Genomic DNA, 14,499 nt, shown 5'->3' on the forward strand with positions numbered 1-14,499 from the left:
GAAGCAAGTGCACCAAATATGGTGCCTCGAGGCGGAATCGAACCACCGACACGAGGATTTTCAATCCTCTGCTCTACCGACTGAGCTATCGAGGCAAAAGAATGGTGCCGACTACCGGAATCGAACTGGTGACCTACTGATTACAAGTCAGTTGCTCTACCTACTGAGCTAAGTCGGCACACTTTATTCTTTGTGCTTTTGTCCGTGTTGTAACATTTCGTTAAGACACCAACAAATCAAATTGTGGTGCCCGGAGGCGGAATCGAACCACCGACACGAGGATTTTCAATCCTCTGCTCTACCGACTGAGCTATCCGGGCAACGGAGCGCTATTAAACGGATTTTCCCGCGTTGCGTCAACCACTTTTTTTAAATAATTTCAAAAAAGTGGTTGTTCGAACGCTTTTTATTCAACTGTCACTACAAAGTTTGCTTCGAGTTAAATTCCTTTTTGAAATTTGTAACTTTTTCTAGGTAGCGACGCGCTTCTGCGTTCGGGTGTTTCTTGGTTAACGCCCAATAAACTTGGTTGGGTTGCAATGAATTAAGATCTTGCATTGCGCGTTTGCGATCACTGCGATGAAATGTGTTTAAAACTCCTCCAGTACCGCCATTGTAAGCTGAAATCATGCTGTACTCGAGAGAGGTAGGGTGGCGGACTTCTCTTAAATAACGATTTTTTAAGATATAGAAATACGCAGTACCAGTATCTATGTTGTTTTCTGGATTAAACAAATATTCAGGGCTTGGTTGGCCCGAGCGCTTTTTCACGAGTTTGAACACATCTCGTCCCGCTGTTTTAGGTACAACTTGCATTAGGCCATATGCATTTGCCCAACTTACCGCGTATGGGTTGAAACTGCTCTCGGTTTTAATAATGGCGTATATCAAGTCTTCTGGAATGTCGTATTTCTTGGAAGCTCGACGCACGATATCGGCGTATTGGTAGCTGCGAGTTGAAAAGTGGTCTTCAACCATGGGAATTTCGACGTAATACGCTTTCTTGAAATCTACATTTTTGGTTTTTATTTTATTTGCGATGAGGTATTCCGCAAATCGGTTTGCCCGCCAAGACCATTGAATTGGCTTATTGTCTTGGTCGACAACTTGTTTATACAGGAATGGTTGCCCCTCTAACGTGATACCTTTAGAGGAGAATAAGTCGACGTGAGCGGGATCGTCTGGTGTTAATAAGGTGGTGACAATCGCGTCTTTTAGGTGTTTTTGGGGCTCTGTCGGTGATACGGTCTCTATCGTGATCACGCCTTTGCGAAAGTCGACCTCGGCGCGGCTAAGGTAGTTATCGATGTACTTAACGTAATTACTCTTGCCTGCGTACTTGATTTCTTTTTTACCCCAGCGCTTTTGAATATTGCCTGAAAAGCTATTGATTAAGGCATCTAGCGCCGCAGTATCTTTTTCAAATTGTCCTGGTAGCTCAGCTAAGTTATTGGCAAAACGGTTTGTTGGCTCGTAGTTGACGTCATAAATCTTTTCGACGAATTCACGGCTACAGCCTGCCATTAAAAGTGCGGCAGCAATAAAGACAATTTTTTTCATAAGTATCAGAGTTATTGAAGGTAATAGAAAAATGACACCACAAATGGTTGTGATGTCATTGTTTAACTCAAGCGACTTTATTCGCTCGGCGGTGTGTAACCTTCGATATGAACGTCTTTTCCTTCAAAGAGGAAATTTACCATTTCTGTTTCGATCAGTTTGCGGTGTTCTGGATCCATCATGTTGAGTTTCTTCTCGTTGATCAACATGGTTTGTTTGTGTTGCCACTGAGCCCACGCTTCTTTCGAGATGTTGTCGAAAATGCGTTTACCTAGTTCACCAGGGTAAAGTTGAAAGTCTAGACCTTCGCCTTCTTTCTTTAGTCGAGCACAAAATACAGTGCGGCTCATAATGACTCCTTGTATTCAATTAACGAAGTTCGTGGGGTAGCGTTTCCAGCAATAGTTTTACTGGCGCGGCTAAACCGACTTCTTCAGGTTTAGATAAGTTATACCAAAGACCTTTGTTGCCTTCCATTATCACGTCCGGTTGCTTTGATAAATCAATCAAAATTGGCGTGATATCTAGGTGGTAATGGCTGAATGTATGACGAAAGGTAATCAGTGTTTGCTTCTGTTTGATATTGCTGGCTTGAATGCCGCGTTGATCCAGTAGCAATTCAATGTCGCTTTCTGCATCCACATGTTCGGTTTGTGGGAAGCAGAATAAGCCACCCCAAATGCCTGTTTGTGGTCTTTGCTCCAACCACACCTCATGACCATTTTCGGTGTTGTGGTGAAGCATCACGAAACGAGTTTGCTTGATTGGTTTATCTTTCTTCGGTTTTTTGCCCGGGTAGTCGAGCACATTACCTTGTTGTTTTGCCACACACAGGTCAGCAACAGGGCAGAGGCTACATTTGGGTTTGCTGCGAGTGCAGACCATTGCGCCCATGTCCATCATTGCCTGGTTATACTTATCTACATCCGTTTGTGGGGTATGCGTTTCGGCAATTTCCCACAGCTGGTTTTCAACCTTTTTTTGTCCTGGCCATCCTGCAACTGCGAAACAGCGGGATAGGGTGCGCTTCACGTTACCATCAAGAATCGCGTGTGGTTGTTTATACACAGACGATAAAATGGCGGCAGCAGTAGAGCGACCAATCCCCGGTAGGGCGTTCATTTTCTCTATATCAAGAGGAAACTCACCATTGTATGTAGAGGCGACCTCTTGTGCTGCTTTGTGAAGGTTACGGGCTCGGGCGTAATACCCTAAGCCAGTCCAAAGGTGTAGGACTTCATCTTGCTCAGCATTGGCAAGATCGATCACGGTTGGAAAGCGCTCCAAGAAACGTTGGTAATACGGAATAACCGTAGTGACCTGAGTTTGCTGAAGCATAATTTCAGACAACCAGACACTGTATGCGGTCTTATTTTGTTGCCACGGAAGATCTTTTCTTCCATATGCGTCATACCATTCTAGGATGGCACTGGCGAAAGGTGTCACGACTTGCTCTGTATTCTATTATTGGTTAGGTGCAAAATTGCACCACATAATGGACAAGAAGTACAACGGATAAACAGTAGGGATATAAAGAGGTGTGTCGTTGCTTTTGGGTTGCCATAGACCAAGAGCTCAACAAATACTTGCACCTAAGTAAATTCTTTGGATAATCCCCGCTTTGATTAATCAATGTGCAGGCAAAATCAATGAGTGAAGTAACCACTAACGAATACAACGAAGACGGAAAGCTGATCCGCAAAATCCGCAGCTTTGTACGCCGTGAAGGGCGTTTGACTAAAGGTCAAGAGAGCGCGATGAATGAATGCTGGCCTACGATGGGTATTGACTTCAAAGCTGAACTTCTCGATTGGAAAGAGGTGTTTGGCAACGATAACCCAGTAGTGCTTGAGATCGGTTTTGGTATGGGTGCTTCATTGGTTGAAATGGCAAAGAACGCGCCAGAGAAAAACTTCATCGGTATCGAAGTTCATAGCCCAGGCGTTGGTGCTTGTCTTGCCGATGCTCGCGAGGCGGGAATTACTAACCTGCGTGTAATGTGTCACGATGCGGTAGAAGTATTCGAACACATGATCCCAAATGGCAGCTTATCGACACTACAATTGTTCTTCCCAGACCCTTGGCATAAGAAGCGTCACCACAAGCGTCGTATTGTTCAATTAGGTTTTGCGGAAATGGTGCGTGAGAAGCTTATCCCTAATGAAGGTATTTTCCACATGGCGACCGACTGGGAAAACTACGCAGAGCACATGATTGAAGTGATGAACCAAGCGCCAGGTTTCGAAAACATTGCTAAAGATGGTGATTTCGTTCCTCGTCCAGACGATCGCCCGCTAACGAAGTTTGAAGCTCGTGGTCACCGTCTTGGTCACGGTGTTTGGGATATCAAATATAAGCGTATTGCGTAACCAGAGGAGTTCATGGGATGTACCATTACGCGATATTAGCGAATCCGGGTCATAACCGAATTTACTTTGATAGCGCAATGACCATTGCCTGTTCTGAGCTAAAAGCAATTTTAGCTTCACAAGGTGTGGATGTGACAGAAATTGGTAGTAAAGACGTTGGCTTACCTGCTGCGTTGGTGTTTTCTTGTCAGGAAGCGCTAACCGATGAGCAGGCGCGAAGAATCGCAGCCTCTTCGATTTACTATGCGCTATTTGAAGTGCGCGAAGATGGTTTACTTCGACCAGTTCAATCGCCCGTATTTAACACTTTCCCGGAAAGTATGAGTCAGATTTTGCGCTACACCGGGAAAACAAATGAGCAGTTTACCCGTTTGATGGTGAATATCGGCATTAGTGCGTCCAATACGGGAAGTGAACAACTGACCTTAATGGATCCAATGTGTGGTAAAGGTACAACCTTATTTGAAGGCTTGATCCACGGTTTGAACGTGGTAGGGGTTGAGATCAACGCCAAGTGGGTGCAAGAGATCCAGACCTTTATTGTTAAGTTCATGAAGAATGGCCGCTTTAAGCACAAAGTGAGCAAAGAAAAGCGCACTGCGGGTGGCAAGAAAGTGGCGGATGGTTTCGTGGTTGAAGCTGCAGCAAATAAAGAAGATTACAACCAAGGCAATCTTCAGTTTATGAAGCTGTATTCGGCTGATACTCGTATCGCTGATCAAGTCGTGAAAAAGAACTCAGTTGATGTGATGGTGTCTGACTTGCCTTATGGCGTGCAGCACGGCAGCAAAAATGCCAAGGACAGCAAACTGAACCGTAGTCCACTAGAGCTTTTAAAAGAGGCTCTGCCTGCATGGAAAGTGGTATTGAAAAAGCAAGGTTCAGTGGTGTTGTCTTTCAATGAATTCACATTGAAATGGAAAGATGTCGCGGCATTATTTGAAGAGCAAGGTTGGAAGGTACTTTCAGAAGAGCCTTACATCGGTTATCTTCACCGTGTTGATCAATCTATCAACCGCAATATTATTGTGGCAGTAAAACCATAATCGACTTGAGTCGAACGAACCCTATGGAAAAGCCAACGACACGTTGGCTTTTTTTACCTCTGAGCTCAACGAGTTCTCTTGTAAATAGAAGGTAGAGAATGAAACCGACAGTGGAAATTTTGACAGATATTTTGGCGGAAGTACGCCCTTTAATCGGCCAAGGTAAAGTGGCTGATTACATTCCTGCTCTGGCAAAAGTACCCAGCAACAAGTTAGGTATTGCGGTATACACCAACGAAGGTGAGGTTATTAAGGCGGGTGATGCCGATGAACCTTTCTCTATCCAATCTATTTCAAAAGCATTGAGCTTGACGTTAGCGATGTGCTTGTACAAGCAAGAAGAAATTTGGTCTCGAGTGGGAAAAGAGCCTTCGGGGCAGGCATTTAATTCGCTAATCCAGCTAGAAATGGAGCAAGGTATTCCTCGTAATCCATTTATAAATGCTGGAGCGATAGTAGTGGCAGATTTGTTACAAACTCGCTTATCTGCACCTCGTCAGCGCCTGTTGGAATTTGTGCGTCAGCTTTCTGGTGATACCCATATTGTGTATGACAAAGTCGTTGCGGCATCCGAAATGATGCATGGTGATCGTAATGCGGCGATTGCATATCTCATGCGTTCGTTTGGCAACTTCGAAAATGAAGTGATTCCAGTACTACAAAACTACTTCCACGCTTGTGCGCTGAAGATGAGTTGCGTCGATTTGGCTAAAACGTTTAGCTATTTAGCAAACAAGGGCACATCGGTACAAACGGGTAAGCCTGTAGTTTCTCCTGTGCAAACCAAACAACTTAATGCACTGTTAGCAACGTGTGGCTTGTATGATGGCGCGGGCGAGTTTGCTTATCGCGTTGGAATGCCTGGTAAGTCTGGTGTTGGTGGTGGCATTATCGCGGTAGTACCTGGTGAAATGACCATTTCAGTATGGTCTCCAGAGCTTGATCCTTCAGGTAACTCGCTTGCTGGTACTAAGGCGCTTGAGCTGCTCTCAGAGCGAATTGGCCGTTCAATTTTCTAATGTTGGAAATGTGTCAACCTTATTTAGGACGGCACAGTTTCTAAATAAAAAGCCTCTCAATTGAGAGGCTTTTTTTGTTTTGGGGTTGCGTTACTCTTCGCTTTCTTCGGCCATAAAGGCTTCGAGCAAATCATTAAGGAAGAGCTTCCCTTTTTCAGTAATTTGCCAGTGGGTAGGCGTTTCACTCAGGTAGCCCATTTCTATCGCCCAGCTGATGGTTTCTTGAATCGTACTAAGCGGTAAGCCCGTGGTGTCCACGTAATCTTGCTTCGGACAGGCTTCGATTAAGCGGAATCGGTTCATAAAGAACTCGAATGGACGATCTTCATCCGCGACGACATGTTCTGTATGCAGATAAGGTTTGACCATATTTTGATAAGCCGCTAAATAGCCTCGCGGGTGTTTTACCTTTGTCGTTCGAATAATACGTCCGTCGGTAAAACTGAGTTTGCCATGAGAGCCACAACCGATACCAAGGTAATCACCAAAGCGCCAGTAGTTGAGGTTGTGCTGACACTGATAGCCCGGCTTGCTGTAACCGGAGATTTCATATTGCACATAACCCGCGGCTGCAAGTTTTTGGTGTCCGAGCTCGAAAATATCCCACAAGTCATCATCGTCAGGTAGCGTTGGTGGCTTGTAGTAAAACATGGTGTTTGGTTCGATGGTCAACTGATACCAAGACAAGTGCGGCGGTGCCAACTCAATCGCTTTGTCCAAATCTGCCAAGGCTTGTTCGATGCTTTGATCAGGTAAGCCGTGCATGAGATCGAGGTTAAAGCTGTTCAAACCGATTTGGTGCGCCAGCTTAGCAGCATTGACGGCTTCGTCTTGGCCGTGAATGCGCCCCAAACGCTCAAGCTTCTGCTGCTCAAAGCTTTGTACGCCGATAGAGATACGCGTTACACCAGCTTTGCGGTAGCCAACAAAACGCTCTGCTTCGATGGTGCCTGGATTCGCTTCCATGGTGATTTCGATTTCAGGCTTGAACGGAATACGCGCTTCAATGCCCTTAAGTAGACGCTCGATGCCTTCTGCCGAAATCAAACTCGGCGTACCACCACCAATGAAGATTGAATGCAGTGGGCGTGGCGCTTCGTTAAGGCGGTATTTCTCAATGTCGGTATCCAAATCTTCTAAAAGGGCACTGATGTACTCTTCTTCTGGAATCTCGGTTTTGAGCGCGTGAGAGTTAAAGTCGCAATACGGGCACTTTTGCACACACCACGGGATGTGTACATACAAGCTGAGTGCTGGGGGCGTTAACATGGTCTAATTCGCTCGTGATTACTGAGACACTTGCTCAGACAGTTGAGCAAACAACGACTTGAGCGCTTTACCGCGGTGAGACAGTTGTTTCTTACGTGCAGGTTCAAGTTCGGCTGACGCACAGTTATCTTCAGGAACAAAGAAGATTGGGTCGTAGCCAAAGCCATTTTCACCGTGTGCTTCAGTTAGAATTCGGCCTTCCCATTTACCGTGACAGACGATAGGCGTTGGGTCGTTCTCGTGACGCATGAGGACTAATACGCAGTGGAAACGTGCTGTACGCTCTGCTTCTGGTACGCCTTCCATTGCCGCTAGCAATTTTTCTAGATTCTCTTGATCAGATGCGCTCTCGCCTGCGTAACGTGCAGAGTAAATGCCCGGAGCGCCTTTTAAGAAATCGACTTCTAATCCAGAGTCGTCTGCAATGGCAGGAAGCCCTGTTTCTTGTGCGGCATGGCGAGCTTTAATGATTGCGTTTTCAATGAAAGTTGTACCCGTTTCAGCTACTTCCGATACATTGAATTCACTTTGCGCTAATACTTCAAAGCCGAAGTCAGACAATAAATCTGCCATTTCACGAACTTTGCCTTGGTTACCAGTTGCTAGCACAATTTTTTTCATGGGAATCTCTTTTAATAGTGATAGAGGAGAACAAATCGTTCTCCTCTAGATATTCTTTAACTAATAAATGGTTTTTAGCCTGCTTAGATCCAAAAGCTTTTGGAACATCACAACCCAATTACTCTTCAACATAAAACTTCTGGGTGAATTTAAGCTTACCTGAGCCTTTGTTTCCAGCTTTTACGTCAATATCGAAAGTAAAAGTTTCTTCGTGGGTAATTGGTAGTTCGGCTAAATAGTATATCGCATTGCCTTCTTTGACTTCACGAAAGGTCAAGGTCTGAGTTTGGCCGATAAGGTTCTTCGCGCGTCCAGCAATTTTTGCTTCTAATGCTGGCTTACCCAATGAAGCTCTATCTAACACGCTAATATTAACCACTGCGAGGTATCCATTACGTTTGATATCGTAGCTACGTGCGACTTTGGGTGTTAGGAATGTTGAGTTAAACGCTACATAGTGTACTTCGATATCTTTCATATTTTTAAACTGATCGGCGAAGCTTGGTAACGACAACAGGCTAATCAGTAATGCGGTAATCCATTTGCTCATTGTTACTTCCTCAAAGCACTTGTTATAAAACAACCATAGCTGCAATTTTACCTTGGTCAGGGGGTAAAAAATGCGTACTCAGTCGTTGGTATTAGTAAGTGTGGTACAAAATCGTAAATAAAAAGCCATCATATGATGGCTTTAATTTCTATCGGTATCTGGGTAGGCGATTCTATCCGAATTTGTTTGTGCCGTCCTAATTCACCTTTTTCTATGTGAACCAAGCCCTTAGCGATTTTAAACTGCTTGGCTAAGAACTTAGTTAGGTGTGCATTAGCTTTGCCATCGACAGGTGGAGCAGTAATGGCGATTTTTAGCTCTTCACCATGCAAGCCAACGATTTTATCGCGGCTAGCTTTAGGTTGAATATAGAGCTTCAGGATGATGTCCTCACCATCTTGCCAAACTGCAGCTGACATTATAGCTGGAACCAAATTGGACCAATGATATCGCCCATTAAGAAGTTCGCGAACTGCAAGCCGATAAATAACACCAGTACGCTTAAATCAAGACCACCAATAGCCGGAAGAATACGACGGATTGGAGCGCACATTGGCTCGGTCAGTTGATGGAATACGTACTCGATAGGGCTGCGGCCTTGGCTTACCCAGCTCAAAATTGCACGGATCAATAGTACCCAGAACAATAGGCCACCTGCGGCTTTGATTAATGATAATAAGCCCAAGAATAAGAAGTCAGCGCTGAAAGAGACGGAACCGTTCGAAGCTATTAGGATAAGCACGACAAATTTAAGCACACACAACACGTAGGCAAACAACACGGTTGCTAGGTCAATATTCCCCACGGAAGGGATAACGCGGCGCAATGGACCAATGACCGGCTGAGTCGCTTTTACTATGAATTGCGAGAATGGGTTGTAGAAGTCTGCGCGCGCAGCTTGCAACCAAATTCGCAAAATTACGACCATGATGTACAGGTCAAATAGGGTTGAGATGAGAAAACTCATTGAATTCATAAGGTACCCTTAACAAGTGATGGATGATACTAAACGGAGTTCATCCAAATAATTAAAACAGTTTTTCCATTTCTTCCGCGCGAGCCACAGCAGCTTGCATGGCTTTAGCGACAATATCTGAAAGTTGATGTTCGTTGAATGTACGCAGTGCTTCTGCCGTTGTCCCACCTTTCGATGTTACGTTCTCACGCAGGGTCGATAGCTCAGTTTCTGGGTTGCTAACCACCATACTGGCCGCGCCCAGTGCCGCTTGCTGAACCAATAGTCGAGCGGTCTCTTTATCAAAGCCTTGCGCAATCGCTTCTGCTTGCATCGCTTCCATAAACAGGAAGAAGTATGCTGGAGCACTGCCCGCTGCGGCAATCACATTATTGATGCCAGACTCTTGCTCAACCCAGCATACTTTACCGACCGCTTCCATTAACTCTGCGGCAAAAGCTTTGTCGTGCTCGGTTACATGAGTTGGTGCGAACAACCCACTCATACCCAACCCAAGCTGTGATGGCGTATTTGGCATAACACGAACCAAGTTCAATTTGGTGGCTAGCATATCATCCAATCGTGAACAGTTGATGCCTGCGGCAATAGAAATCACCAGTTTATTAGTGAAATCGATCGATTGCAGTGGTTTACAGACATCCGCCATCATTTGCGGTTTTACAGACAATACCACCACATCCGCCTCGGTCGCAGCTTGGATGTTATCGCTGGTGGTACGGATGCCAAAATCTTGTTCTAGCAGAAGGCGACGAGCCTCTGAAGGAGCCGTTGCGGTAATGTTTTGCGCTGGGTATCCGTTAGCAACCAAGCCGGAAACAATGGCTCTCACCATGTTGCCAGCACCAATGAAGGCGATTTTTTTATGTTCCATTTGTCTGATTTCCATCATGATATTTAGAATTTGTTGTGCGCTCAGGTGTATAATGGCGCCGCTGTTACTTACTGCTCCTATTGGCGAGTAAGATGATTGCGCATTTACGCTCTAACGATTGACGACATAACTTATGTCGCGAGTGAGCGTTTTGTTGATTTAGCTGTAGTCTCGTGCGCCGAAAATAGCGGTTCCAATACGAACCATTGTACTACCAGCTTCGATTGCAGCGGTCATATCACCACTCATTCCCATTGATAATGTATCGATTTCTGGGAACTGTGCTTCGAGTGTTTGCTTCAACGTAGCCAACTTCTGAAATTCACGGAGTTGTGATTCGTAGTCAGACACGTTGGCAGGAATCGACATCAACCCTCTTAAAGTGAGGTTGGGTAGGCGAGAAATCAACTCCGCCAGCTCGAATACTTCCGCTTCAGTGACACCAGACTTAGATGCCTCACCACTGGTGTTAACCTGAATCAGAACTTGTAGCGGTTTAAGTTCGCTTGGCCGCTGATCATTCAGGCGTTGAGCAATCTTGGTTCGATCGATGGTGTGAACCCAATCGAAATGTTCAGCAACAAGTCGCGATTTATTGGATTGAATCGGGCCAATGAAGTGCCATTCGATTCGATTATCTGGATAATGCTCGGCAAAGTGCTGAACTTTACTGACGCCCTCTTGAACGTAGTTTTCACCAAAGGCGGTTTGTCCCGCTTGGTAGGCTTCGAGAATTGCCTCGACAGGTTTAGTTTTGCTTACCGCTAGAAGTTGCACTGACTCTGGAGTTCGACCACATTTTTGCTCGTCATATCGAATTTGAGAGGTGATATGTTCAATATTTTGTTGAATACTACTCATAGCTGTACTTTAGACTTAAGGATTTTAAATGGATATCACTGAGTTACTGGATTTTAGTGTAAAACATAATGCCTCGGATCTACATCTTTCTGCAGGTGTCCCACCAATGGTTCGTATTGATGGGGATGTGAGAAAACTAGGCATTCCAGCGTTTACACACCAAGAAGTGCATCGTTTGGTTTTCGAAATCATGAACGATGCCCAACGCAGTGAGTTCGAAGAAAAACTCGAAGTCGATTTCTCTTTTGAGTTGCATAACGTTGGCCGTTTCCGTGTCAACGCTTTCAACCAATCTCGCGGTTGTGCGGCAGTATTCCGTACCATTCCAAGTAGCATTCCAACTCTGGAAGAGCTAGAAGCGCCAGAGATCTTCAAAAAAATTGCGAACGCTGAAAAAGGCTTAGTTCTGGTCACTGGCCCAACAGGTTCAGGTAAATCGACGACCTTAGCAGCCATTGTTGACTACATTAACCGTAATCACAACAAGCACGTACTCACAATTGAAGATCCGATTGAATTTGTTCACAACAACAATAAATGTTTGATCAACCAGCGTGAAGTTCACCGTGACACCCATAGTTTCCAAAATGCTTTGCGTAGTGCATTGCGCGAAGACCCAGACGTTATTCTGGTTGGTGAGATGCGTGACAAAGAAACCATCAGCCTTGCCTTAACGGCGGCAGAAACGGGTCACTTAGTTTTCGGGACGTTGCACACCAGCTCGGCGGCAAAAACCATTGACCGTATTATCGATGTGTTTCCTGGTAGTGATAAAGATATGGTTCGCTCGATGCTATCTGAGTCCCTTCGTTCGGTTATCGCGCAAAAGCTTCTGAAGCGTAATGGTGGTGGCCGTATTGCATGCCATGAAATTATGATGGCAACGCCTGCGATTCGCAACTTGATCCGCGAAGACAAAGTCGCGCAGATGTATTCGATCATTCAAACAGGTGCGGCTCACGGCATGCAAACCATGGAGCAAAATGCTCGTCAGTTAATGGCGCAAGGCATGGTTGCTCGTGAAGAGGTCGATAGCAAGATCGGATTAGAAGTGCAGCAATTCTCGTAACGTTCATACAGATAATGGTGAATACGGAAGATGGATCTAGATAAATTTCTCGAAGGCATGCTGGCGCTGAAAGCGTCGGATCTTTACATCACGGTTGGAGCGCCAATTCTATTTCGTGTGGATGGCGAATTGCGTCCGCAAGGGGAAAAACTCACCGAGAGTGATGTGGCTGCATTACTCGATAGCGCTATGGAACCAGATCGGCGTCAGGACTTTCGTAAAAGTCGCGAGTCGAATTTTGCCATTGTGAGAGATTGTGGTCGCTTCCGTGTGAGTGCCTTTTTTCAACGCGAGTTACCAGGCGCAGTGATTCGTCGTATTGAAACCAATATTCCTACTTTTGAGCAGTTAAAGTTACCGTTAGTGTTGCAAGATTTGGCGATAGCTAAGCGTGGTTTGGTGCTGGTGGTCGGTGCTACTGGATCGGGTAAATCGACCACCATGGCGGCGATGACAGGCTATCGAAACAGCAATAAAACCGGGCACATTTTGACGGTCGAAGATCCGATCGAATTCGTGCATGAACACAAGCGCTGTATCGTGACTCAACGCGAAGTTGGGTTAGATACGGAAAGCTATGAAGTTGCGCTTAAAAACTCGCTGCGCCAAGCACCAGATATGATTTTGATTGGTGAGATCCGTAGCCGTGAAACAATGGAATACGCGATGACCTTCGCCGAAACGGGTCACCTGTGTATGGCAACGTTGCACGCCAATAATGCCAACCAAGCTTTAGAGCGCATTCTTCACTTGGTACCGAAAGATCAAAAAGAACAATTCTTGTTCGATTTGTCGATGAACCTAAAAGGCGTGGTTGGTCAGCAGTTGATCCGAGATAAAAATGGGCAGGGACGTCATGGTGTATTTGAGATCTTGCTAAATAGCCCACGTGTGTCGGATTTGATTCGTCGCGGAGATTTACATGAGTTGAAGTCAACCATGGCTCGCTCAAATGAGTTTGGTATGCTGACGTTCGATCAATCTCTCTATAAGTTAGTGATGCAAGGTAAGATCAGCGAAGAGGATGCACTACATAGTGCCGACTCGGCAAATGATCTGCGCTTGATGTTGAAAACGCAGCGTGGTGAAGCATTCTCTACGGGCAGTTTGGCGAACGTTAAGATCGATATGGATTAATCCAATCCAGAAACAAAAAAGGTTGGCAGGAGCCAACCTTTTTTCATTGTGCTTGAAGTGTTTACTCATCCCAAAGGGCTTCAAACCAGCTTTCTAGAATCACCACTGCTGACTGGCAGTCAACATTACCTTTCGATAGGGCTTTATAGCCGCCCATGCTGAACAACTCCGCACGAGCTTCTGCTGTAGATAAACGCTCATCATGCAGTTCAACAGGCAATCCGTATCGGCCTTGCAGACGCTTAGCAAATTTTCGTGCACGAGGGGTTATGGTCTCAAGGTCTTTACCATGCAGATCGGTCGGTAAACCGACCACTAGCAAATCTGGTTGCCACTCTTTGATTTGCTTTTCTATATCGTCCCAGTTTGGAATACCGTCATTGGCTTTAAAGGCTTTTAATGGGGAAGCTGTACCAGTAATTTCTTGGCCAATAGCGCTACCAATGCTTTTGGTTCCAAAGTCAAAAGCCATAATTGTGCGTGACATAAGGTGTCTCTATCTAATGTAACTGTATATTTGGACTAAGCATGTCCAGAGTCTGCTGAAAGGTGACTTGGGTCGATGCCCAGCTTTTCGACCGCTTTCTTCCAACGCTCGTTGATTGGTGTATTAAAGATAATTTCAGGCGTCGCTTCAATGGTGAGCCAAGAGTTTTCGACCAGCTCACTTTCTAATTGGCCTGCACTCCAACCGGAGTAGCCAAGTGCCACTAGGTAATCACTTGGTTCTGCTTCTGTTCCTAACACCGAAAGAATATCTCGCGAAGTGGTTACCGCGAGGTCGTCGGTCATTTGGACGCTGGACTCGTAGTAATCTTTGGGTTTATGCAAAATAAAACCACGATCTTCCGAGATTGGGCCGCCATTGTAGACTGGTCTATCTAGACTGGCTTCAAATAGGCGCGGGTGTACTGGCTGAACTTCCACCTGCTTGAGCATGTTGCCGACGGTGATATCAACAGGAGCATTGATCATCAGCCCCATAGCGCCGTCTTCGTTGTGCTCACAAACGTAGATCACGCTGTTTTGAAAGTACGGATCTTTCATCCCAGGCATGGCAACCAAAAAGTGATTTGTGAGATTCATACTCATACTGACCCTTAACTCTCGTAAATGCCCTTAAGCAAACATCATACAGTTTACCATCTAGG

17 protein-coding genes and 3 tRNA genes are annotated in these 14,499 nt (G+C 45.5%); 5 read left to right on the forward strand and 15 right to left on the reverse strand.

Translation table 11 applies throughout. The annotated features are described in order from the left end of the window. Positions 1-19: 19 nt before the first annotated feature. The 6 genes from UQW94_RS09935 to mutY form a co-directional block, all read right to left on the reverse strand. Positions 20-95: transfer RNA gene (locus tag UQW94_RS09935), tRNA-Phe, on the reverse strand. A 7-nt stretch (positions 96-102) separates the two neighbouring features. Beyond that, positions 103-178: transfer RNA gene (locus UQW94_RS09940), tRNA-Thr, on the reverse strand. A gap of 66 nt (positions 179-244) precedes the next feature. Then, positions 245-320: transfer RNA gene (locus UQW94_RS09945), tRNA-Phe, on the reverse strand. Positions 321-420: 100 nt separating this feature from the next. Then, positions 421-1,560, reverse strand: a complete 1,140-nt coding sequence (gene mltC, locus UQW94_RS09950) for a membrane-bound lytic murein transglycosylase MltC (protein WP_005381001.1) — start codon at positions 1,558-1,560, stop codon at positions 421-423. 77 nt (positions 1,561-1,637) lie between these two features. After that, positions 1,638-1,910 carry an oxidative damage protection protein gene (locus tag UQW94_RS09955; protein WP_005381002.1) on the reverse strand — a complete coding sequence of 91 codons (273 nt, stop codon included), beginning with the start codon at positions 1,908-1,910 and terminating at the stop codon, positions 1,638-1,640. A gap of 19 nt (positions 1,911-1,929) precedes the next feature. After that, entirely contained in the window at positions 1,930-3,006 is a 1,077-nt protein-coding gene (mutY, locus tag UQW94_RS09960; RefSeq protein ID WP_017635575.1) for an A/G-specific adenine glycosylase, read from the reverse strand. A gap of 203 nt (positions 3,007-3,209) precedes the next feature. Between mutY and trmB the strand changes: the two genes are divergently transcribed. The 3 genes from trmB to glsB all read left to right on the forward strand — a co-directional run bounded on the left by trmB (position 3,210) and on the right by glsB (position 5,994). Then, positions 3,210-3,929, forward strand: coding sequence for a tRNA (guanosine(46)-N7)-methyltransferase TrmB (gene trmB, locus UQW94_RS09965; RefSeq protein ID WP_005384506.1), 720 nt, complete (start codon positions 3,210-3,212; stop codon positions 3,927-3,929). Positions 3,930-3,946: 17 nt separating this feature from the next. Beyond that, a complete protein-coding gene (locus UQW94_RS09970) occupies positions 3,947-4,975 on the forward strand; it encodes a TRM11 family SAM-dependent methyltransferase (RefSeq protein WP_053304146.1) in 1,029 nt (342 codons plus the stop codon). A gap of 98 nt (positions 4,976-5,073) precedes the next feature. Next, entirely contained in the window at positions 5,074-5,994 is a 921-nt protein-coding gene (gene glsB / locus UQW94_RS09975) for a glutaminase B (RefSeq protein WP_005381007.1), read from the forward strand. Between the two features lie 90 nt (positions 5,995-6,084). Here glsB and hemW read toward each other — a convergent pair whose 3' ends face one another. From hemW to UQW94_RS10010, 7 genes are all read right to left on the reverse strand, one after another. Then, positions 6,085-7,263 carry a radical SAM family heme chaperone HemW gene (gene hemW / locus UQW94_RS09980; protein WP_017635577.1) on the reverse strand — a complete coding sequence of 393 codons (1,179 nt, stop codon included), beginning with the start codon at positions 7,261-7,263 and terminating at the stop codon, positions 6,085-6,087. A gap of 18 nt (positions 7,264-7,281) precedes the next feature. Further along, positions 7,282-7,884, reverse strand: a complete 603-nt coding sequence (locus UQW94_RS09985; RefSeq protein ID WP_005381009.1) for an XTP/dITP diphosphatase — start codon at positions 7,882-7,884, stop codon at positions 7,282-7,284. A 118-nt stretch (positions 7,885-8,002) separates the two neighbouring features. Beyond that, positions 8,003-8,434, reverse strand: coding sequence for a DUF4426 domain-containing protein (locus UQW94_RS09990; RefSeq protein WP_005381010.1), 432 nt, complete (start codon positions 8,432-8,434; stop codon positions 8,003-8,005). Between the two features lie 128 nt (positions 8,435-8,562). After that, positions 8,563-8,853, reverse strand: coding sequence for a DUF167 family protein YggU (yggU, locus tag UQW94_RS09995; protein ID WP_054577162.1), 291 nt, complete (start codon positions 8,851-8,853; stop codon positions 8,563-8,565). Then, entirely contained in the window at positions 8,853-9,410 is a 558-nt protein-coding gene (locus UQW94_RS10000) for a YggT family protein (RefSeq protein WP_005381012.1), read from the reverse strand. The genes yggU and UQW94_RS10000 overlap by 1 nt, the downstream gene beginning before the upstream one ends. A 52-nt stretch (positions 9,411-9,462) precedes the next feature. After that, on the reverse strand, positions 9,463-10,281 hold the full coding sequence (proC, locus tag UQW94_RS10005) for a pyrroline-5-carboxylate reductase (protein WP_005381013.1): 819 nt from the start codon (positions 10,279-10,281) through the stop codon (positions 9,463-9,465). 159 nt (positions 10,282-10,440) lie between these two features. Continuing rightward, the gene (locus UQW94_RS10010; RefSeq protein ID WP_005384521.1) at positions 10,441-11,142 is read right to left on the reverse strand and encodes a YggS family pyridoxal phosphate-dependent enzyme; all 702 of its coding nucleotides are present in this window, start codon (positions 11,140-11,142) and stop codon (positions 10,441-10,443) included. A gap of 28 nt (positions 11,143-11,170) precedes the next feature. Between UQW94_RS10010 and UQW94_RS10015 the strand changes: the two genes are divergently transcribed. Both UQW94_RS10015 and UQW94_RS10020 read left to right on the forward strand, forming a co-directional pair. Continuing rightward, a complete protein-coding gene (locus UQW94_RS10015; protein ID WP_005381015.1) occupies positions 11,171-12,211 on the forward strand; it encodes a type IV pilus twitching motility protein PilT in 1,041 nt (346 codons plus the stop codon). Between the two features lie 30 nt (positions 12,212-12,241). After that, positions 12,242-13,348, forward strand: a complete 1,107-nt coding sequence (locus UQW94_RS10020; protein ID WP_149191715.1) for a PilT/PilU family type 4a pilus ATPase — start codon at positions 12,242-12,244, stop codon at positions 13,346-13,348. A gap of 61 nt (positions 13,349-13,409) precedes the next feature. Here UQW94_RS10020 and ruvX read toward each other — a convergent pair whose 3' ends face one another. Together ruvX and UQW94_RS10030 are read right to left on the reverse strand one after the other, a co-directional pair. Beyond that, positions 13,410-13,835 (reverse strand): Holliday junction resolvase RuvX, encoded by a 426-nt coding sequence (ruvX, locus tag UQW94_RS10025; RefSeq protein ID WP_053304143.1) that lies wholly within the window; start codon positions 13,833-13,835, stop codon positions 13,410-13,412. A gap of 35 nt (positions 13,836-13,870) precedes the next feature. Beyond that, entirely contained in the window at positions 13,871-14,434 is a 564-nt protein-coding gene (locus UQW94_RS10030; protein ID WP_005381020.1) for a YqgE/AlgH family protein, read from the reverse strand. Positions 14,435-14,499: the final 65 nt, after the last annotated feature.

The organism is Vibrio sp. PBL-C16 (genome assembly GCF_034321865.1).
Classification (GTDB): Bacteria; Pseudomonadota; Gammaproteobacteria; order Enterobacterales; family Vibrionaceae; genus Vibrio; species Vibrio alginolyticus.